Origin of the sequence: Microcoleus sp. FACHB-68 (assembly GCF_014695715.1) — a bacterium.
In the GTDB taxonomy this organism is placed as follows: domain Bacteria; phylum Cyanobacteriota; class Cyanobacteriia; order Cyanobacteriales; family Oscillatoriaceae; genus FACHB-68.
This window is the reverse complement of the sequence record NZ_JACJOT010000007.1, coordinates 20,972-40,351: the sequence shown is the minus strand read 5'-3', so window position 1 is coordinate 40,351 and position 19,380 is coordinate 20,972. Positions and strand designations below refer to the sequence as shown.

Here is a 19,380-nt window from a genome sequence, read left to right as displayed (position 1 = left end):
TTCAATTTGAATGTGGTTTTAAATGTATGTTCTTGTCTGAAAGTACCCTATCTAAAATCTAAAATCCACAATAAAATAGGTAGGGTAAGGGTTCAGTGTTGATCGTAAAATAAAGTAATCAGCATTGACGACTCCTGCAAGAAACATTCATTAAATTTGGTAGTTTTAGAAAAGAAAGTAGCGCTGCGCTAATGGCAAAACGGTTGCCGGTTCGCAAGTTAGCAATTCGCCATCTGCTCGCACTTCATAGGTTTCTGGGTCAACTTCTATATGGGGAAGGGCGTCGTTGAGCTTCATATCTCGCTTACTCAGCCGGCGCGTTCCTGAAACCGCTACTGTCTTTTTCTGCAAGTTTAACTGGCTGGGAATGTTCAAGTCTAAGGCGGCTTGAGAAACAAAGGTTAGGGATGTGGATGTTCTCGCACCGGCATAACTGCCAAACATCGGGCGCATCTGAACCGGCTGCGGCGTGGGAATGCTGGCATTAGCGTCTCCCATCTGCGACCAGGCGATCATGCCTCCTTTGATGACGATTTCTGGTTTAACGCCAAAAAAGGCCGGTTTCCACAGGCACAAGTCTGCCAGTTTGCCGGCTTCGACTGAACCGACGTGTTCTGCAATGCCGTGGGCGATCGCCGGGTTAATCGTGTACTTGGCGACATAACGTTTGGCGCGGAAGTTGTCTGCCGGTTCCGAGTTGAGGCTTCCGCGTTGCACTTTCATTTTGTGCGCTGTCTGCCAAGTGCGAATAATCACTTCCCCAACTCTTCCCATTGCTTGGGAATCTGAGGCAATCATGCTGAATGCGCCCAAGTCGTGCAAGATATCTTCAGCGGCGATCGTTTCGCGGCGAATCCGTGACTCGGCAAAGGCCACATCTTCGGGTATGCCGCGATCAAGGTGGTGGCATACCATCAGCATATCGAGATGTTCTTCTAATGTATTAACAGTGTAAGGGCGTGTGGGGTTTGTGGAGGAGGGGAGAACGTTGGCTTGGCCGCACACTTTGATGATATCGGGTGCGTGTCCACCGCCGGCCCCTTCTGTGTGGTAAGTGTGGATGGTGCGGTTTTTGAAGGCGGCAATGGTGGTTTCGACAAAACCGGCTTCGTTGAGGGTGTCGGTGTGAATGGCAACCTGCACGTCATGTTCATCGGCAACATTTAAGCAGGTGTCAATGGTTGCGGGGGTGGTTCCCCAGTCTTCGTGCAGTTTTAGTCCGATTGCGCCGGCGGCGATTTGTTCGGTGAGTCCTGCCGGTTGGGAACTGTTGCCTTTGCCTAAAAATCCCAGGTTAACAGGGAAGGCGTCGGCGGCTTGTAGCATTAAGTAAATGTTCCGAGGGCCGGGAGTGCAGGTGGTGGCGTTTGTGCCGGTGGCTGGGCCGGTTCCGCCGCCAATCATGGTGGTGATGCCGGATGCGATGGCGACTTCGATTTGCTGGGGACAAATAAAGTGAATGTGGCTGTCAATGCCGCCGGCTGTGAGAATCATGCCTTCGCCGGCGACGGCTTCGGTTCCTGGGCCAATGATGATATCGACATTGTCTTGAATGTAGGGGTTGCCGGCTTTTCCTATTTTGAATATTTTGCCATCTTTAATCCCGATATCGGCTTTAATAATGCCCCACCAATCCAGGATTAAGGCATTGGTAATCACGAGATCAACCGCACCCTCAGCGTTAGAAATGGGAGATTGTCCCATGCCATCTCGAATGACTTTGCCGCCGCCAAATTTGACTTCATCGCCGTAGGTTGTTAAGTCTTGTTCAACTTCGATAAACAATTCTGTATCGGCTAGACGAATGCGATCACCTACAGTTGGGCCGTAGGTTTCTGCGTAGGCGCGGCGATCCATGCGATAACTCATGCTGACTCCCATTCACACTTAAATAGAATTTTTACACGCAACGGGCGCTAAAAAAGTTTAATTTTTGCTTGCGCTTAAGAGATTCCCGATGGCAGTAAATCTATTTGGTGTTGGATAGTGAGATGCTTTCTTGCGATTTCTTTATAGTTGCTTTGGCTTAAAAATATTGTATCAGTTACTTCAATTTGCTTTTCACAAATTCTCAATTTTTAATTTTTCAAAGGTAATGGGGAACCCATGTCCTTCTGGGGAGGCGCACATCACGCCGGCGGTTAGGGTTTGTGCCGGTGTTAAATAGGCTAGCCTCAGCATGGTGTATTCTTTTCCATCGAAAGAGTAGTGGATCTCGACTGCTGTGCCACGTCGGGTGAGGCGCAACCATATTGAAGCGGGATTTTGTGGTGCCGGCACTACAGACCAATCCGAGTAATCTCTTGTGACGACAGCGCTGATTTGCTGTACACCTTCAACAAATTCAATGCCACATTTTAACCAGTTTGCTTCATCCAACCGTACCATGATGCCGGCTTGATCGTACAGGTCTTGATATTCTCCGTTAACTTTGACTTCAATAATAAAGTCTCCGGTAATTTCCTGGTAAAAAAAGTGGCCGTTATCTCTAATAAAGCCGTAGTGAGTCTCGCGCCAAAAATCTGTTTTCCTTCCAGAAGTAACAGTGATCTTATCTTCTTCTACATTCCAAGCCGGTGGTTCATTATACCATTTCATTTTCTCTCTACCTTTTACAACAATCTCGTTTTAAATTTAAATCGAAAATTTTTTATCAAAAATCTAATCCGCGCATAATTTAGCGTATCAACTCCTTAACCTTATCTACGTTTATTTGTAGTTGTTCAATTCCGCAAATCACCCTTTGCAGTAATTACTAATCTGCTAATTCGGTTTTTTGGCAGAAATCATTAATCGCGAACCTGTAACTTTTTCATTTTTTCGCGCTTTGTAACTATTGTAAGTTTGGATTTTCGTGAATCCTTGGGTTTCAAGAAAATACAGAAGTTCATGGAGGGAAATTATTCCAAAATTATGAGTTTCATTAATTCTTACTTGCCCTTCTTCCGGATCGTCCCAAAAAAACAATTCTTCAGACGTAAAAATACAGTTATGGAAATTTGCGAAATGATGCACAACTAAATTGATGGTTTTCCCATCTCTTGTTGCTGTTCTTGCTGTACGATCTTTAAAGTTATTCAAAATCCACAAGAAGTTAGCGAGATCGAGAAATAAAAGACCTCCTGGCTTCAATGCTTGAAACATCCGCCGCAGGGTATCAATTCGATCTTCAATTTTAACCAAATAAGAAAAAGGGCCATTAATGGCTGCAATTATATTAAATTCTTCTGTTCCATGAATGCCGGCAAACCCTTCAGGCAGGACAGTAACATTTTTAAATTCTTCTGCGACAAGTAAGGCTTGTGTAATATAATCTGGGTCGGGTTCCATTCCGACTGTTTCCCAACCCATTGTGCCAAACTCACGCAGCATTCGACCAGTCCCGCAGCCAATATCAAGAATCTTTACCGGCTCCAAAATATCATAAGCAGCGGCTAACCATTGCACAAATTCAATAACTTCAGATGTATCAGTTTGATAAAATGCTGAATACAGATCACTTCGTAAGTTGCGTTGAGTGTTCATTTTTTTCTTCAATAACTTGTTGATAGTCTATCTGCTGACGAATTTTTTCTTTGACTTCGCTGCCGGCAAGCTTTTCACACAAATATAATCCTAAATCAATGGATGAAGTTACGCCTCTTGCTGTAATCACATCTCCTTCATCAACGATTCTTTCTGGAACAACAGATTCACAATATTTTTTCAGTTCATTGTAAGCATTGGGATGGGTGGTTGCTTTCTTTCCTTTTAAAAAGCCGGCTTCACCTAACAAAAGAGATCCCGTACAGACTGAAGTTTTTAAAGGGGTGCTTTGTGCCGTTCTCAGCCATTCAATAAAATGAGTTGTGCTAATTAATTTTTGTAAATGCGCTCCAACTCCACCAGGGACAATAATTAAATCATATCCTTGCAGAGATTCGTTGATTTTTGTGGGTAAAAGCCGCAACCCATTTTCATCACTCACTTCTGGAGAAATCGCGCAAATCTCCCAGGATAATTCAGGCATAAAACTCATTGTTTTAAGGCGAATAATTGGGTCGTAAATGCCAACAAAATCCAAAACAGTCATGCCTTGATAAATAATAAATGCAACCTTCATAATAACTTACTCAATTTGAAGTGTTGATGATGATGCCCCTAGGTTTCTATTGAAATTCGGGGCAAGAAAAGTTTTGCTGACACCTAGTTTTCGTATCATTGCCGTCAGGAAGCTTATCTGTACAGCTAGGGAACATAAACTGACATCGGCTCAACACCTAATTCCTTCCTCCATTCTGATAGAGGTTTATCCCAATGTTCTTCCCACTTTTGGGCTAAAAAGGGTTTTGCTTTTGCTCCCATTCTATATCCCACTGCAATGCGATCTAGCAAACTATCCAATCCTTCTGGCGCTTTGAATAGGGTACTCAATAAACCACCAGCTAATAAGATAGCTGACATGGTTCTACGCGTTTGAGCAAGTTCAAAAGCTTTCAGTCCTAATTCTCCCACAACATCGACAGAGAAATCTGTCACGATATGCCAAATATCATGGGTTTGCCGGATGCGTAAAACGATGTAGCTCGCGTCATCTTCAACTGCTAGCTTGCGATAGAAGTTAGGATCGAATCCCGCTTCTTTGATATAAGATGCGTAGGCATATCCCAAGGAGTTTTCGGGATATTTTAGTAAAGCATCCAAATCTGGAGATGGGGCAAGATATCGTTCTTGAATAATCTGGGCAACTTCAGGCTTAGATTTGACATAATCGACTGCTAGTTGAGTGGCTTTGGTATGACGCAGTCCATCTTCTATATCATAAACAGAGTCGGTTTGAGTGGGATCTCTTAATATAGAAACCACTCCTTTTAAGGTAGTCAAAAAATCTAAATTAAATGCTTGTAACTTGGGTAGCATAAAGTTCCCTCAAAGCAATTGTTGATGAAATGGAAAATTTATGACAAATATCCATTAATTTTGCTGTTGAAGCCGTAGACTTGGCGGCTGCCGGCAAAGGAGACTAATTCAACTTCTTTTTCATCCCCAGGTTCAAAACGAACTGCTGTGCCGGCAGGAATATTAAGGCGCATTCCTCGTGCGGTTTCACGTTCAAAATTTAAAGCTTCATTCACTTCATAAAAGTGGAAGTGGGAACCCACTTGAATGGGACGATCGCCGGTGTTCGCAACTGGTAACCGCACGGTGGTACGTCCTGAATTTAATTCAATTTCTCCCTCTTGTGTAATAATTTCCCCTGGAATCATGGTTGTCCTCTTCTCGGTATTTGTTTCTAATCTGTGTCATGCTTACCCTTGCCAATTATGGCCGGCAATAGAATTAATCGCACGGCTAACAGGGGCAGATTTGTCAGTCTCACCGGCATTACACCAGTTTCTCATTTCAGGCGTAAAATCGCTACCTGCCGGCACCATTATTTCACTGAAAATAAAAAACCCGTTCTTGATTAGAAAACGGGCGATTTTATTTGAAGTATCAGATTTAGATTTTTCCAGCCTGTCTAGGCAGCAACGGCCACCTTTTCTGGCGACGGCGTTTCATGTTCCACCCGAAATACATTCGCATAGAGGTTAGCGATAATTTGTTTTCCCTCTTGCGTGAGGTCTAAATAAAGAAGTGCGTCCTGAATGTAAGGATACACAACGTTCCAGTAAAACTTCGGGTAGTTCTTCCGTAAATCTCCTGGATGACGATATCCCAAGATTTTATCCTGGCCGGTTTCTACAAATTCGTAGTAAAGAGCGCTTATCTTTTGGAGGTAACGCGGATCGCTTAACTGACCGATCAGATCCGCAGCGCGAACCAGTCCGGGATAGTTGATAGTGTCTTGATGATCTTCATCTTTGGGAACGGGGAAACGGGTGAGTTCAATATTATTCTTGATCACCTCAGCATCTATTAGCAGGTGTCCCCCAAACCTTTCGTTAATAAAAAGTTTGCCCCGATCCACATGATAAGGTGTGAGACTGGCATCGGTCGATCCGAGTGGCAAGTTCACTAATTTGCCATCTATGCCGGTGGCGTATAACCTTTCTGCATCTTTGTCTTGCCGGCAAACACCTTTAACATATCCAATGTCGTGGCATAACAAAGAGATGGTGAAGTGCAGCCAGTCTTCACAGGAAACACCCCCTTCACGGATGTGCTTGCCCCGCAAAATTTCCTGCCCGACTAAGGTGACTAAGATTGTATGTTCGACGTTGTGATAGAGGGCGTCGCTGTTTGCGATATTTTCCAAGGCCATGTTGCCGGCCCAGGCAATAATATCTGCATAGTCTGGCTTGTACCCGCCGTAGGTGCGTTTGTAGCCACCCTGCAATTTTTCAACAAAGGCGCTTATCAGGAGTTCTGTGGCATTAAGCATTTAATTTCCCCCCCCCATCACGGAAGTGTTACCACTCATTCAAAATAGTATAAAGTTAAATTGATAAATACGTCTCTACCGCTCGATCTATTCGGGAGGTTTTTTCGATTTAATCTGCCAAACCCAGCCATCCCCGGCGCACCGCGTAGAGCAAGCGGTTGATCAGCCTGTAGTCTTGGGTGCTGATACAATCAGTTAGCAAGATTGCTCGGATTTCCTCTCTTTGACATACCTTAAGTTTACCAGTTTCCCAAACCTCGAAAGAGAGTTCGGTCAGGCTAAATTGTGGGAGGGCACTTGCAAACGGCATTATGTTTAATAAAACTCGACACCTCTATAATGCGTCATTCTTCTGCATAATACTGTGATTGCAATCCGTAAAACGCTGTGACGCTTACCTGCTGCATTTGTGATGTAAATCTCTAGTAAGTGGCGATCTGAAATGGCAGGTGAAGCGATTTAAATTCGGTAGAAGTTGTGAGAGTAATAACATAAGTTGGTGATACTTATCACTGACTTAGATTTTCAGGGCGTTTGCTTAGTCTTGTTTTTTGTGCCGGCTTTTGCGAAATGATTGAGAAAATCAAGAGAATGATTGAGCCATGTCAAATTATCCAACACGCGCACTTGTGATGTTAACGCTCACACAACGGTTGCCGGCGAACCCAGGGGCGATTGTAATGTTAACCCTTGCTCTCACAGCCGAGGAACGCTCTCGCAGCCGCTACCGGCTAGAAACGCCTGAGTTTTCAGTGTCGCTTCAACTGCCACGAGGGACGGTGTTACGCGATGGCGATCTTTTGCAACCGGCAAATAGTGAGCAGTTCGTGCGAGTTGTGGCCAAACCAGAGCCGGTGTACACTGTGAGCGGTAAAACTCCCTTGGATCTATTGCGTGCTGCCTATCATTTGGGCAATCGTCATGTGCCCTTAGAAATCACACCCACTTATTTAAAATTAGCACCCGATCCGGTATTGCACTCAATGCTAGAGCAACTAGGGGTTGAGGTGCGGCAGGAAGTATCACCCTTTCAGCCGGAAGCCGGTGCTTATGGGCATAGTCATTGAGTGCTGAGTGCTGAGTGCTGAGTGCTGAGTGGGGGGATAGGGAGAGTATGATTCATTATTTCTTAACTATGCCCAATGCCCAATGCCCCATGCCCAATGCCCAATGCCCCTACCTTTAGGTTGGCGCAGCCTTGCCCTATGCCCCATGCCCCATGCCCCATTCCCAATGCCCCATTCATGTTAAATAATTTAGCACTTTTAAATTTGTTACAGTTAGCGAGTCCGGCGCTGCCGGTGGGAGCTTATAGTTATTCTGAAGGACTTGAAACGCTTGTTAATAATAGTACGATTAATAATAGACAGAGCTTAGAAAACTGGATATTACACTCTTTAAAATCCGGGGGAATTCGGCTGGAAGCAGCGGTGATGGTGCGTGCTTATCGGGCTGCTGAAGCGGGGGATCTGGAGAGTTTAAAATACTGGAATGCTTGGGCAACAGCGGCAAGAGAAACGGAAGAGTTGCGGCAGCAAAGTTTGCAGATGGGAAGTGCTTTAAACCGGCTGCTTCGGTCAATGCAGCCGCAGTTAGAGGTGTGCTTGAGTGCTTGCGGGAATTCTTGTAATTTTGCCCTTGCTTTTGGGATTGCAGCTCAATTTTGGCAAATTGATTGTGAAGCGGCTGTGCAGGGTTATGTACATAGTTGGGCATCCAATTTAATCGGTGCCGGTGTTAAACTGATTCCGCTCGGTCAAACTGCCGGCCAACAGTTATTACTGAGTTTACATCCAAATTTGATTACAGCTACCCAAGAAATTTTATCCTGGGAAGATGACGATTTAAGCGTTTGCAGTTGGGGCTTATCGCTGGCGAGTATGAACCATGAAACACTTTACACTCGGCTATTTCGCAGTTAAAACTCCCTAATTTATAAAGGTGAAATCTCATGGACGAACCTACAATTGAGCGACTGCGTCGCATCTCGCAGAGTGTACATCAAGTGGCAGCACAAGGACGGGAAGCCATTACAGTTGGCCCTTTTCAAGCGCTGCTTGAGCCGTTTACAGATATGATTTGGCTGAACTATGCGGTTCCCATTGCCCCGCTAGGAAGCGCTAGAGAGGTGGCTGAAGCACTGGCAGAACTGCGGCGTGTGTTTGCTGAGCGCCAGCGTACCATCCGCTTTGAGTTTATAGAGGCGCTTTGGCCGGCACTTCCTGGGGCATTAGAAGAGGCCGGTTTGCAACTACAGGCACGTCAACCACTGATGCTTTGCACACCCGGCGATTTTCAACCGTTTAACGCCCCTGATGTGCAGGTGCAGCGCCTCACTGACACCGAGAATCTAGAGATTCTCACAAACTACCTATCTATACAAAGCGAAAGTTTCAACTTTGGGGAGATAAATGAACCTCCATCGGCAGAGATGATCGAGCAGTTGCGCGAGCATTTGCAGCGTGGCAGTTGGCGGTGCGCGATGGCAACTGTTGAGGGAATGCCGGCTGGGGGTGGCTGTACAATGCCCTTGGAACGGCTTTGTGAGCTTGCGGGTGTGGGTACATTACCCTCTATGCGCCGGCGCGGTGTGGCGGCTACGCTGTGCAGCTTTCTGGTGCAAGATCATTTTGACTCTGGGGGCGATTTGGTTTGGCTTTCTGCCGGCGATGCTGTTTCTCAAGCACTTTACCAAAAAATTGGATTTAGTGTCGTGAACACGCAGTTAAACTATATTGATACGGATAAAAATCTTGCTATTTAAAGTTTAAAAAATCAAAGCAGATAATGGTCTAAACCGTAATTTTTGACTTTATCATCTCACACCCATGCCCCATGCCCAAAAAAGTTATGTTTTTAAAAGTAAACTACTATAAATTCTTATGAGTGCATTTCGTGTAGGAATTGCCGGCCCTGTTGGATCGGGAAAAACTGCCTTAGTTGATGCTTTATGCAAGGCGATGCGGCAGCAATACAAAATTGCGGTTGTTACGAATGATATTTACACCCAAGAAGACGCTCAATTTTTAGTTCGCTCTCAAGCCTTAGAACAGGATCGCATTTTGGGAGTGGAAACCGGCGGCTGTCCCCATACTGCCATTCGTGAGGATGCTTCCATTAATTTGGTGGCAATTGAACAGTTGGAGGTGCGGTTTTCAGATTTAAATTTGGTGTTTGTAGAAAGTGGGGGAGATAATCTCGCCTCAACGTTTAGTCCGGAGTTAGTTGATTTAACGATTTATGTGATTGATGTGGCTGCCGGCGATAAAATTCCTCGCAAAGGTGGCCCAGGAATTACGAAGTCAGATTTGCTAGTAATTAATAAGATTGACTTGGCTCCTTATGTTGGGGCAGATTTGGGTGTAATGGAACGCGATACTAAAAAAATGAGAGGCGAAAAACCGTTTGTTTTTGCAAATTTGAAAAGCCAGGAAGGACTAGAAGTTGTGGTTAACTTTATCCGTTATCATCTAAACTGATTTCTGGTTTGTAGGACAGGTTTAATGCCTATCCTACAAAAGCTGCCGGTTTAGCCCATTAAAACGTAAATGTTGTGCGGAGTGTCCCAACATACATCGTCTTGTTCTCGCTGTTGTGTTCAGGATCGAGAATGACCATTAAACCTGGAGTAATGCCGATATTGTCCGTAATTTGATAGCGATAAAACGCTTCTAAATGTAAAGAGGAATCTTCATCTTCAGCAACATCACTATTGGTTATTTTTGGCGGCATTCCCACGACAATTCCCCCTAAGTTACCTTCTTTGCCGAGGTCTGGAAAAGCTAAGGTAAGTGCCCAGTTTAAAATCGTGGCATCGTCTCCCTGATTCGCAACTCTCACTCCATTACTAAAAGCATTATTTTGAGCAGTTGCTTCTGTCCTACCAACCCAACCGCCTAACACAAATCTGGGGCTAAGCCGCCAAGTTGCTTCTACGCCATAAGAATCTAATGAAGTGGCAACATCTCCAAAGGGTTTTTCTGCTAAGGAACTGCCCACTCCACCGGCAGTGCTGACATTATTATTTGCCACATCTTCTCCGGTAAAATAAGAGCGCACATAAGTCAAACCTAACCCAATATTTTCGGTGGGTTGCACGGTTAATTGTGCGATTGCGCCAAAAGTTCCATTAAAAAATCCGCGTTTAGGACTGGGATCGCCACCGGAAAGATAATTGCCGGCTAAATAACCTAAAGATAAACCCAAGCTTTTGCTGAAATTATAGGTTGCTCCCGCACCTACACCGGCCCCACTAAGCCGATAAATAGGGTTACGCTGTCCAAATTGGGAGATAGTTCCTAGGGCAGCGCCGCCGTAATCTAGGGCGTTGAGTGAGGGGGCAAAATCATCGAGTTTACCGCCGGCAAATTCGATCAAAACGTTGCCTTTGTCGCCGAGAGGAAAGTTATACCAACCTAAATCAATGTCGAAATTATTGCCAGTGCCTCTGTCTGGGTGGAGTCGCGCCATATTTGTGCCGGCAGCAGCACCTAAATTTGGAGTATTAGATGCGTATAAGCGAACTAATAAACTATCTTGGCCGGTGAAACTCGTAATAAAATTGAGACGCACTCGTTCAGATAAAGTGGGGACTGCGTTTCTGCCGGTGTCGATTTCTCCGATGATATCGCTGGCAGCAAATACGACTTCTCCAACGAGTTTTGTGGTTGTAGAGAATTGATTGGCTTCTAGTTCAGATGTACGGGCTTCTAAAGCGTCAATCCGACCTCTTAAAGTAGCCAATTCTCCTTGAAATTCTTCAAGTAGCCGGTTAAGAATTGCTAAATCTTCTTGGGTGACAAAGTCTTCCCCCGGCTGAATTAGCTGAGTAATCGCTTCTAAGCAGGCATTTAAACCGGCAGCAAATTCATATCGCGTTATTGCCCGATTTCCTCGAAATGTTCCATCGGGATATCCAGCTATGCAACCATAACGTTCAACTAAGTTTTGTAAAGCTTGAAATGCCCAATCAGTTGGTTGCACATCAGACAGTTGGGAAACGGATGTCACTTGTTCCATTTCCTGATTTTTTACAAGAGTTTCGACATTTTCTACTTGAGGGCTACCAAGATTTAATGGCTCATTTAGTGCCGGCATTTCTTCAATCACTGCCGGCTCAATTGCGCTCTCCTCAGATTTAATTGGCAATTCAAGAATTTGCAATTTTTTGGGGGATTCTTCAGCAATTGTGGCCATTGAAACACCCAGCAGAGAGATTAAAATTGCTGGGCTAATGAGCAACAATCGCCACAAAACTTTATGCATTTTTCCTCACACCCGGACACAGAGATGAATAGCGAAAAAAATAGCAAAGGCCGCTTGTAAGTAATGTAGTGTAAGCTACAATCTGCCTTTACCTATAGAAGGCCCAAGAAGGCCGGTTGAGCGATCAGTAAAATTATTAGTTATCCCAAAACAGTGCAAGGGAATCGTGAAAATTACACCATTTAGACGCCTCACACTACAGGCTGGTGAGCCTTTGCCAATTGTAAAGATTAGGTTAAGTCTAGGGAAACCTGTCAAGAAAATTTTGGTTTTGTATCGCAGATAACAATTTTTGTGGAGAGGCAAGGTTTAGTATCACACGTTATGTGTAGTGTCCATCTATCATCTGGACTAATAAAGATATGGTAAGGCGATTAGGCCGGCGTAAATTTTTGCTCTATGGTTCAGCCACTCTAGGAACCAGTATTTTCTTGAAAGCTTGTAGCGGATCGCCGACACAGACTGGAACAAATGGCACGACGACAGGTGCTTCTCCCTCTCCAAACGCTACAACCGTTGCCGCTGCCAGTGGGGACACTATTAAAGTTGGCATTCTTCACTCACTCACCGGCACGATGGGAATTAGTGAAAAAAGCGTCGTTGATGCCGAACAACTCGCTATAGAAGAGATTAACAAAGCCGGTGGTGTTCTCGGCAAACAAATCCAAGCGGTTGTAGAAGATGGGCAATCAGATTGGCCAACTTTTGCAGAGAAAGCGAGAAAGCTGATAGAGCAGGATAAAGTTGTCACTGTTTTTGGTTGCTGGACTTCTGCCAGTCGTAAAGCAGTGCTGCCGGTGTTTGAGCAGAAAAATCATATGCTCTGGTATCCTGTGCAGTACGAAGGTCAAGAGTGTTCTAAAAACGTCTTTTACACAGGTGCCGCTCCCAATCAGCAAATCGAGCCGGCGGTTAATTGGCTATTAGAAAATAAAGGCAAAAGGTTCTTTTTAGTTGGCTCTGACTACGTTTTTCCGCGCACTGCCAACACCATCATTAAAGCACAGCTAGAAGCCCAAGGTGGGGAAACAGTCGGGGAAGATTACTTAACCCTAGGAAGTACAGAAGTAACGCCGCTGATTACTAAAATTAAAGCAGCTTTGCCCGATGGCGGCGTAATTTTCAACACCCTCAATGGTGACAGTAACGTTGCTTTCTTCAAACAACTGCAAGGTGCCGGTTTAGGTCCAGATAAGTATCCGACAATGTCGGTGAGTATTGCCGAAGAAGAAGTCAAAGCAATCGGTGTAGAATATCTCAAAGGTCACTATGCCGCCTGGAACTACTTCCAAACCGTGGATAGTCCTGCTAATAAGAAATTTGTTGAATCGTTCAAGGCTAAATATGGAGCTGATCGGGTAACGAATGACCCGATGGAAGCTGCTTATATTATGGTTTACTTGTGGAAACAAGCCGTTGAAAAAGCGAAAACACCTGACGATTTAGAATTAGTTAGAGCTGCGGCTTTAGGGCAGACTTTTGATGCGCCTGGAGGCTTGGTCACTTTAGACAATAATCATCATTTGGCTAAAGTCGTGCGCTTAGGGCAAGTCAGGGATGATGGTTTGTTTGAGATTGTTTACTCTACACCTAAAGCAGTAGAGCCATTACCTTGGAATCAATTTGTGAAAGACACCAAAGGCTATGCTTGTGATTGGTCAGATCCAGCAAAAGGCGGAAAATACAAGAAAGCCTAAAATCTGACAAGTTTAGATTTTTTAACCGCAGATAAATTAAAAATGCAACTTAATTTAACGAAAATCATTTGTGTTTATTAGGTATTTATCTGTGGTTAAAAAACTAAAGTCTGAAATTTCAGAACTTTGAGTGTTAATCGCACTGCTACCGCTTTATATTTCAAATTAGCTTAAATTAGCTAGATACTAACCCCAAAGAAAAGGTAAAAATCGGAGAAATATTCCGTGAACAATTTAGCTTTGCAAGTCATTGATGGTTTATTTAATGGAATAAGTATTGGTGCAGTCTTATTAATTGCGGCTTTGGGGTTAGCAATTATTTTTGGCTTGATGGGCGTGATCAACATGGCTCACGGCGAGTTAATGATGCTGGGAGCTTATACAACTTTTGTGGTGCAAAATGCCTTCAAAATTTTGGGTGCACCTTGGTCAGAATTATATATTTTCTTTGCCCTAGTTTGCGCGTTTTTAGTGACGGCTTTAGCAGGGTTAATCCTAGAAAAAGGGGTAATTCGCTACCTCTACGGTCGTCCTTTAGAAACCCTGCTGGCGACTTGGGGAGTCAGTTTGATTCTACAACAGTTTGTCCGTAGTGTTAACTGGGTACTCGTGGTTGGAATTGGGCTATTTTGTCTATTATTTTTTGGGGCGATGTGGTTGCTAAACCGGCAATCGGTTATAGAGCAAGTTCGCAACAGAGCAATTGCAGTCATATTACCTTTGTCATTAGGAATTAGCTGGGCTGCTGGTCAAGTTTTAGCTCAAACTTATCAATTAGCCGTAACCAAGCCGTGGTTTGGTGCCCAGAATGTTAATGTTACAGCACCAGCTTGGCTGCGAGGTTGGTGGGAGCCGGCTACAAATTTGAGGCTACCTTATGCGCGGCTATTTATTATTGCGCTAACGGTTATTTGTGTGATAGGAATTTACCTATTTTTAAACCGTTCGGCGTGGGGATTGCGAATTCGGGCAGTGATGCAAAATCGCAATATGAGTGCTTGTTTAGGAATCCCCACAAAAAAGGTAGATGCCTTGACATTTGCTCTCGGTTCTGGATTAGCTGGGGTTGCCGGTTGTGCAATTAGCTTATTAGGTTCGGTAGGGCCGAATACAGGTCAGAATTATGTGGTAGATACGTTTATGGTGGTCGTCGTGGGTGGGGTTGGCAAGTTAGTCGGCAGTATTGTAGCAGCACTAACGATTGGGACAGTTAGTTACTTAATGGGTTCAGGTACACTGGCAGCTTTGTTCAAGCCGGTGCCATATTTGGCCGATATTTTTGCCTTCTTTTCAACAACAAGTATGGCGAAAGTGATGGTTTTTGCGCTGATTATTGCTTTTTTACAAGTGAAGCCGGCAGGAATCTTCCCGCAAAAAGGGCGTACCGTTGATGCTTAAGAATTAAAATATTTAACAGGGAGAAATGAAAATGCAACAGGGGGAAAAAGGTACAGAAGTCGAAAGTGAGAATGAGAGCGATCTACAACCAAAAAATATAAAAGTTGAGCGGTTCTCCTTGAGAAGAAAGAAAGCGGAGGATTGGAGAAGTGGAAGCGAGAATTCTTCACGGTTGCACTCTCTAACATCTAAACAAAATTCGCTATGGATAGAAGCCGCTGCGGTTGTGGTGATCGCAGCGATCCTCATCTTTATAATGCCGGCACTTCTGACAGAGTTTCGTCTCAACTTGCTGGGGCGATTTTTAGCCCTGGCAATTGCTGCCCTCGGCATTGATTTGATCTGGGGTTACACGGGAATGTTGAGCCTAGGGCATGGCGTTTTATTTGCTCTAGGGGGTTATGCTTTGGCAATGCACTTAAAGCTGCAAATTCCCCCCGATGCCAGTATTCAGTTACCGGAATTTATGTCGCTTTATGGGGTAACAGAACTCCCTTGGTTTTGGCAACCTTTTTACTCTTTTGGTTTTACCGTGGCTGCCGTAATTCTAATTCCTTCTGTGGTAGCAGCATTACTCGGTTATTTAGTGTTTCGCAACCGCATTCGAGGCGTTTACTTTTCGATTCTGACGCAGGCGGCAACGATTGTATTTTTCAACTTTTTTAATGGACAGCAACAACTGATTAATGGTACTAACGGGCTAACAGATTTTAAAACGTTATTTGGAGCAGAAGTCAATGCACCTCGGACGCAGCTCGTTTTCTATTCGATTACGGTGCTGTTGCTGGGTGGTGCCTATGCCTTGTGCCGTTGGTTGACAAGTGGGCGATTTGGGCGTTTGTTGATGGCAATTCGGGATGATGAAAGTCGGGTGCGTTTTTCCGGCTACAATCCCACCGGCTTTAAAGTTTTAGTATTTGCTATCTCTGCGGCACTTGCCGGCATCTCAGGTGCAATATTTACGCTGCAAACCGGCATCATTTCACCCAAAGCAATGGATATTGCTTTTTCCATAGAAATGGTAATTTGGGTGGCAGTAGGGGGACGAGCAAGTTTGGTCGGTGCGATTGTTGGGGCAGTTGTTGTTAACTATGCAAAAAGTTTGTTGAGCGAACAATTACCCGAAGTTTGGCTATTTTTTCAAGGCGCACTGTTTTTAATTGTGGTGATGGTACTTCCGAATGGTTTAGTGGGTTGGTTGCGTTACCAAGCTATTGATCAGATTAAAGGATTCTTTGGATTCCGCAAACAAGTCGCAACCTATCCCAGTCTAGAAGAAGATCCAGAAGTGCGACAGGAACGAGAAAAGATAGGGACTGGGGACTAAGAAAATAAAAGCCGGCTGAGGTGCAGTGTGAACGAAAAAATTCTGGAAATTGAAAATTTAACCGTTAGTTTTGATGGATTTAAAGCGCTTAACCAGCTCAATTTTAGTATGGATGCTGGGGAGTTGCGCGTTGTTATTGGCCCGAATGGAGCGGGAAAAACCACGTTTCTGGATGCCATCACCGGCAAGGTGCAACCAACCACCGGGCGGGTATTATTTAAAGGGAGAAATTTACGCTCCCTCTCTGAAGATAAAATCGCCCGATTCGGGATTGGCAGAAAGTTTCAGACGCCGCGAGTTTACCTTAATTTAACGCCTCGTGAAAATTTAGAGTTAGCGGGCAACCGCAATAAAAATGTTTTAACAACTTTGTTTAAAAAGCCCCCAATATCTGAACGAAGAAATGTTACCCAGTTATTAGAAACAATTGGGTTAGTCGCAAAAGCAGATATTCATGCCGGCTTACTGTCTCACGGGGAAAAGCAGTGGTTAGAAATTGGGATGCTCGTTGCTCAAGCCCCAGATTTACTGCTAGTCGATGAGCCGGTTGCCGGTTTGACGGATGAAGAAACAGAATTAACCGGCAATTTACTTCTCTCCCTGGCGGAAAGTCACTCGATTATTGTCATTGAGCATGATATGGAATTTGTGCGACAAATTGCTCGAAAAGTAACCGTCTTACATGAAGGTTCCCTTTTATGTGAGGGCACGATTGAAGAAGTGCAAAATAACCCGCGTGTGATAGAAGTGTATTTAGGAAAACCGATGACCGATTACGAGGTAGCTTGAGGCGAAATTGAGATGATGCTGCAAGTAGCTGGATTAAATGTTTACTACGGTGAGAGTCATATTCTTCGGGATGTGGATTTAAGCGTGCCGGCGGGCAAAATGGTATGTCTAATTGGACGCAATGGCGTAGGCAAAACGACGCTTTTAAAAACTGTGATGGGGTTGCTCAAACCTCGCAGTGGCACGATTACCTTTGCCGGCAATTTAATCAATTCCAAATCTCCAGATAAACGCGCCCGATCAGGGATTGGATATGTACCCCAAGGACGAGAAATTATCCCGCGTTTGACGGTAAAAGAAAATTTGCTCTTGGGTTTAGAAGCAAGAAGCCGGCAAGAGAAACGCCTCACCCCCAATCAAGCCATTCCCGATGAAATTTTTGAGCTATTTCCTGTCTTAAAATCCATGCTTTCTCGCATGGGTGGCGACTTGAGCGGAGGACAGCAACAGCAGCTAGCTATTGCCCGTGCGTTGATGGGAAAACCTCAATTATTGGTATTAGATGAACCCACGGAAGGCATCCAACCCTCGATCATTTTAGAAATTGAGGCAGCAGTGCGAGGCATCATCGCAGCCACCGGCATCTCTGTTTTATTAGTTGAACAACATCTGCATTTCGTCCGACAAGCAGATTGGTATTATGCCATGCAAAAAGGCGGAATTGTGGCTTCTGGCGCTACGAGCGAACTTAGCAATGAAATTATACAAAGATTTTTAGCGGTGTAAGTCTAGACGCTGCCATCTGTTAGACAATAGAGAGTGCCGGTGGAGACGTGAGCGATTGCGTCTCTACCTTACTTATGTAATTTTAGCCCAACGATGATCCGGATGCCGGCAGAAAACTTATCCACCGGCTGGCATGGCAATCTTAACTTGATTTACGCCAAACGTGCCGGCACAACTCAATTAATTCATAATCAAAATCAAGCACCTTTGAAAGTGCAGCGACCATTTTATCCTGAAGGGCCGGCTGTCTGTCATAGCATTATTTTACACACCGCCGGCGGCATCGTGGGGGGCGATCACTTATATTCAGATTTTCACCTTCAACCGGATGCTCACGCCTTAATTACCACCGCAGCCGCCGGTAAAATTTATCGAAGTAATGGTAATTCTGCTAGACAAAACATTCAAATTCATGTCGAAACGGGTGCTTGTTTAGAATGGCTGCCGCAAGAATCAATTATATTTAACGGGGCAATTTATCAGCAAAATTTAAAAGTTGAATTAGCCCCAAAAGCAAGCTGGTTGGGATGGGAAATTACCCGTTTCGGTCGAACTGCTAGAGGTGAACAATTTTTGCAAGGAAATTGGCGTTCTCACACAGAAATTTGGCAGGAAGGACAACCTTTGTGGATAGACCGGCAGCACTTAACAGGTGGAGAAGAAATGTTCAACAGTCCGCACGGATTAGCCGGACAGCCGGTGGTGGGAACATTGGCTTGGGTGGGGCAGCCGGCAACGCCAGAAATCGTAGAAAAAGCCCGCCTTTTGTGGCAAACTGCTGAACACCAAGGCGAAGCCGGAGTCAGCCGGCTCACCGCAGGACTCTTATGCCGATATCGTGGTCAGTCTACCTCAGAGGTGAGAAACTGGTTTACAGATGTTTGGCAACTGCTACGCCCATCCTTTTTAGGACGTACCAGCCGCCTACCGCGAGTTTGGCAAAATTAAAGGAGTTATGAATGCAACTCTCACCGCAAGAAAAAGACAAATTACTAATTTTTACTGCCGGCTTGCTTGCAGAACGTCGCAAAAATAGAGGGTTAAAACTGAATCACCCAGAAGCCGTTGCTTATATTTCTGCGGCAATTTTGGAAGGGGCGAGAGATGGGCGCACTGTTGCAGATTTAATGAGTTACGGAACAACGCTGCTAACGCGGGATGATGTCATGGAAGGAGTGCCAGAAATGGTAGATGAGGTACAAGTAGAAGCAACCTTTCCTGATGGCACAAAATTAGTAACTGTGCATACCCCAATTCGTTAGCAACAGTGCTAAAAACTTACACCGCACTTTTTTGAATTTCCCTGACATTTGAGCCGGCAGGTTCAAGCAGTAAAGTGAGTCCGCATCTGCGAACCACACAAACACTCTGGCCGGCTGCCAGCGTGACTTCTTGCTCACAACGAGCCGGCCACAATGAGCCATCAAATTGAACTCTACCCACCTGTTGAGGTTGTATCGGCTCATCTACAATCGCTCCCGATACTAAGTAGCGAAAGGTTAACTTGAGAGAATGTTTTCTGACACCAGTGCTAGGCCGGTTGTCAGCTTTCGCCGCTGAAAAAATCCTGACAGCAAACATGAAAATATCCCACAGCCTCAACGGGATTGGCATGGATTTTGTCCTCCAATGAACACCGGCTCTCAGCGGCCATTTTTGCTTAGTGCGTGAGGACGCAGGGCTGTAAAGCCTAGAAAATTCAACCCTCAAGTAAGATGATTGACAAGGTATACTTTCTAACTTAGTATATTAAATATATAAATTTTGCGGACGTTATCAACCGCTAAGGCAACAAATTTTAGGGCCATTTGGCG

21 protein-coding genes are annotated in these 19,380 nt (G+C 44.7%); 11 read left to right on the top strand and 10 right to left on the bottom strand.

The window, feature by feature from the left end; translation table 11 throughout:
- Positions 1-165: 165 nt before the first annotated feature.
- The 8 genes from ureC to H6F73_RS08630 form a co-directional block, all read right to left on the bottom strand.
- Positions 166-1,869: an urease subunit alpha gene (gene ureC / locus H6F73_RS08665; protein ID WP_190758413.1), complete on the bottom strand. Its 1,704-nt coding sequence runs from the start codon at positions 1,867-1,869 to the stop codon at positions 166-168.
- A 192-nt stretch (positions 1,870-2,061) separates the two neighbouring features.
- On the bottom strand, positions 2,062-2,598 hold the full coding sequence (locus H6F73_RS08660; protein WP_190758412.1) for a DUF1349 domain-containing protein: 537 nt from the start codon (positions 2,596-2,598) through the stop codon (positions 2,062-2,064).
- A gap of 165 nt (positions 2,599-2,763) precedes the next feature.
- On the bottom strand, positions 2,764-3,525 hold the full coding sequence (locus H6F73_RS08655; RefSeq protein ID WP_190758411.1) for a class I SAM-dependent methyltransferase: 762 nt from the start codon (positions 3,523-3,525) through the stop codon (positions 2,764-2,766).
- Positions 3,497-4,102 carry a DJ-1/PfpI family protein gene (locus tag H6F73_RS08650; RefSeq protein ID WP_190758410.1) on the bottom strand — a complete coding sequence of 202 codons (606 nt, stop codon included), beginning with the start codon at positions 4,100-4,102 and terminating at the stop codon, positions 3,497-3,499. Before H6F73_RS08650 ends, H6F73_RS08655 begins: the two co-directional genes overlap by 29 nt.
- Before the next feature lie 125 nt (positions 4,103-4,227).
- Positions 4,228-4,899 carry a Coq4 family protein gene (locus H6F73_RS08645; RefSeq protein ID WP_190758409.1) on the bottom strand — a complete coding sequence of 224 codons (672 nt, stop codon included), beginning with the start codon at positions 4,897-4,899 and terminating at the stop codon, positions 4,228-4,230.
- 38 nt (positions 4,900-4,937) lie between these two features.
- Positions 4,938-5,246 (bottom strand): urease subunit beta, encoded by a 309-nt coding sequence (locus H6F73_RS08640; protein WP_147689077.1) that lies wholly within the window; start codon positions 5,244-5,246, stop codon positions 4,938-4,940.
- Positions 5,247-5,500: 254 nt separating this feature from the next.
- Positions 5,501-6,364, bottom strand: coding sequence for an Npun_R2479 family HD domain-containing metalloprotein (locus H6F73_RS08635; protein ID WP_190758408.1), 864 nt, complete (start codon positions 6,362-6,364; stop codon positions 5,501-5,503).
- 109 nt (positions 6,365-6,473) lie between these two features.
- Complete coding sequence (locus tag H6F73_RS08630; RefSeq protein WP_190758407.1) at positions 6,474-6,674, bottom strand: hypothetical protein; 201 nt, start codon at positions 6,672-6,674, stop codon at positions 6,474-6,476.
- Positions 6,675-6,996: 322 nt separating this feature from the next.
- On the opposite strand from H6F73_RS08630, the gene ureE reads away from it, so the two are divergent.
- From ureE to ureG, 4 genes are all read left to right on the top strand, one after another.
- Entirely contained in the window at positions 6,997-7,431 is a 435-nt protein-coding gene (gene ureE / locus H6F73_RS08625) for an urease accessory protein UreE (protein ID WP_190758484.1), read from the top strand.
- Positions 7,432-7,608: 177 nt separating this feature from the next.
- On the top strand, positions 7,609-8,286 hold the full coding sequence (locus H6F73_RS08620) for an urease accessory protein UreF (protein ID WP_190758406.1): 678 nt from the start codon (positions 7,609-7,611) through the stop codon (positions 8,284-8,286).
- Positions 8,287-8,315: 29 nt separating this feature from the next.
- Entirely contained in the window at positions 8,316-9,128 is an 813-nt protein-coding gene (locus H6F73_RS08615) for a GNAT family N-acetyltransferase (RefSeq protein ID WP_190758405.1), read from the top strand.
- Between the two features lie 118 nt (positions 9,129-9,246).
- Positions 9,247-9,843: an urease accessory protein UreG gene (ureG, locus tag H6F73_RS08610; RefSeq protein WP_190758404.1), complete on the top strand. Its 597-nt coding sequence runs from the start codon at positions 9,247-9,249 to the stop codon at positions 9,841-9,843.
- A 58-nt stretch (positions 9,844-9,901) separates the two neighbouring features.
- Here ureG and H6F73_RS08605 read toward each other — a convergent pair whose 3' ends face one another.
- Complete coding sequence (locus tag H6F73_RS08605; protein WP_190758403.1) at positions 9,902-11,629, bottom strand: iron uptake porin; 1,728 nt, start codon at positions 11,627-11,629, stop codon at positions 9,902-9,904.
- Between the two features lie 362 nt (positions 11,630-11,991).
- On the opposite strand from H6F73_RS08605, the gene urtA reads away from it, so the two are divergent.
- The 7 genes from urtA to ureA all read left to right on the top strand — a co-directional run bounded on the left by urtA (position 11,992) and on the right by ureA (position 18,828).
- Positions 11,992-13,326 carry an urea ABC transporter substrate-binding protein gene (urtA, locus tag H6F73_RS08600; RefSeq protein ID WP_190758402.1) on the top strand — a complete coding sequence of 445 codons (1,335 nt, stop codon included), beginning with the start codon at positions 11,992-11,994 and terminating at the stop codon, positions 13,324-13,326.
- Positions 13,327-13,566: 240 nt separating this feature from the next.
- Complete coding sequence (locus H6F73_RS08595; protein WP_190758483.1) at positions 13,567-14,724, top strand: branched-chain amino acid ABC transporter permease; 1,158 nt, start codon at positions 13,567-13,569, stop codon at positions 14,722-14,724.
- 31 nt (positions 14,725-14,755) lie between these two features.
- Positions 14,756-16,051 carry an urea ABC transporter permease subunit UrtC gene (urtC, locus tag H6F73_RS08590; protein WP_190758401.1) on the top strand — a complete coding sequence of 432 codons (1,296 nt, stop codon included), beginning with the start codon at positions 14,756-14,758 and terminating at the stop codon, positions 16,049-16,051.
- A gap of 27 nt (positions 16,052-16,078) precedes the next feature.
- On the top strand, positions 16,079-16,840 hold the full coding sequence (urtD, locus tag H6F73_RS08585) for an urea ABC transporter ATP-binding protein UrtD (protein WP_190758400.1): 762 nt from the start codon (positions 16,079-16,081) through the stop codon (positions 16,838-16,840).
- 15 nt (positions 16,841-16,855) lie between these two features.
- Positions 16,856-17,566, top strand: a complete 711-nt coding sequence (gene urtE / locus H6F73_RS08580) for an urea ABC transporter ATP-binding subunit UrtE (protein ID WP_190758482.1) — start codon at positions 16,856-16,858, stop codon at positions 17,564-17,566.
- 102 nt (positions 17,567-17,668) lie between these two features.
- Positions 17,669-18,514 (top strand): urease accessory protein UreD, encoded by an 846-nt coding sequence (locus H6F73_RS08575; RefSeq protein WP_190758399.1) that lies wholly within the window; start codon positions 17,669-17,671, stop codon positions 18,512-18,514.
- Between the two features lie 11 nt (positions 18,515-18,525).
- Complete coding sequence (gene ureA, locus H6F73_RS08570) at positions 18,526-18,828, top strand: urease subunit gamma (protein WP_190668898.1); 303 nt, start codon at positions 18,526-18,528, stop codon at positions 18,826-18,828.
- Positions 18,829-18,844: 16 nt separating this feature from the next.
- Here the strand turns inward: ureA and H6F73_RS08565 are convergent, their stop codons facing one another.
- Positions 18,845-19,180, bottom strand: a complete 336-nt coding sequence (locus tag H6F73_RS08565) for an NfeD family protein (RefSeq protein ID WP_190758398.1) — start codon at positions 19,178-19,180, stop codon at positions 18,845-18,847.
- Between the last annotated feature and the right edge of the window lie 200 nt (positions 19,181-19,380).

Coding starts and splice junctions, on each gene's coding strand:
- H6F73_RS08640 (WP_147689077.1), bottom strand. CDS start 5,246: ATGATTCCAGGGGAAATTATTACACAAGAGGGAGAAATTGAATTAAAT.
- H6F73_RS08630 (WP_190758407.1), bottom strand. CDS start 6,674: ATGCCGTTTGCAAGTGCCCTCCCACAATTTAGCCTGACCGAACTCTCT.
- H6F73_RS08650 (WP_190758410.1), bottom strand. CDS start 4,102: ATGAAGGTTGCATTTATTATTTATCAAGGCATGACTGTTTTGGATTTT.
- urtC (WP_190758401.1), top strand. CDS start 14,756: ATGCAACAGGGGGAAAAAGGTACAGAAGTCGAAAGTGAGAATGAGAGC.
- H6F73_RS08635 (WP_190758408.1), bottom strand. CDS start 6,364: ATGCTTAATGCCACAGAACTCCTGATAAGCGCCTTTGTTGAAAAATTG.
- H6F73_RS08605 (WP_190758403.1), bottom strand. CDS start 11,629: ATGCATAAAGTTTTGTGGCGATTGTTGCTCATTAGCCCAGCAATTTTA.
- H6F73_RS08575 (WP_190758399.1), top strand. CDS start 17,669: ATGCCGGCAGAAAACTTATCCACCGGCTGGCATGGCAATCTTAACTTG.
- H6F73_RS08615 (WP_190758405.1), top strand. CDS start 8,316: ATGGACGAACCTACAATTGAGCGACTGCGTCGCATCTCGCAGAGTGTA.
- H6F73_RS08660 (WP_190758412.1), bottom strand. CDS start 2,598: ATGAAATGGTATAATGAACCACCGGCTTGGAATGTAGAAGAAGATAAG.
- H6F73_RS08655 (WP_190758411.1), bottom strand. CDS start 3,525: ATGAACACTCAACGCAACTTACGAAGTGATCTGTATTCAGCATTTTAT.
- ureG (WP_190758404.1), top strand. CDS start 9,247: ATGAGTGCATTTCGTGTAGGAATTGCCGGCCCTGTTGGATCGGGAAAA.
- ureA (WP_190668898.1), top strand. CDS start 18,526: ATGCAACTCTCACCGCAAGAAAAAGACAAATTACTAATTTTTACTGCC.
- ureE (WP_190758484.1), top strand. CDS start 6,997: ATGTTAACGCTCACACAACGGTTGCCGGCGAACCCAGGGGCGATTGTA.
- urtE (WP_190758482.1), top strand. CDS start 16,856: ATGCTGCAAGTAGCTGGATTAAATGTTTACTACGGTGAGAGTCATATT.
- urtA (WP_190758402.1), top strand. CDS start 11,992: ATGGTAAGGCGATTAGGCCGGCGTAAATTTTTGCTCTATGGTTCAGCC.
- H6F73_RS08645 (WP_190758409.1), bottom strand. CDS start 4,899: ATGCTACCCAAGTTACAAGCATTTAATTTAGATTTTTTGACTACCTTA.
- H6F73_RS08620 (WP_190758406.1), top strand. CDS start 7,609: ATGTTAAATAATTTAGCACTTTTAAATTTGTTACAGTTAGCGAGTCCG.
- H6F73_RS08565 (WP_190758398.1), bottom strand. CDS start 19,180: ATGCCAATCCCGTTGAGGCTGTGGGATATTTTCATGTTTGCTGTCAGG.
- ureC (WP_190758413.1), bottom strand. CDS start 1,869: ATGAGTTATCGCATGGATCGCCGCGCCTACGCAGAAACCTACGGCCCA.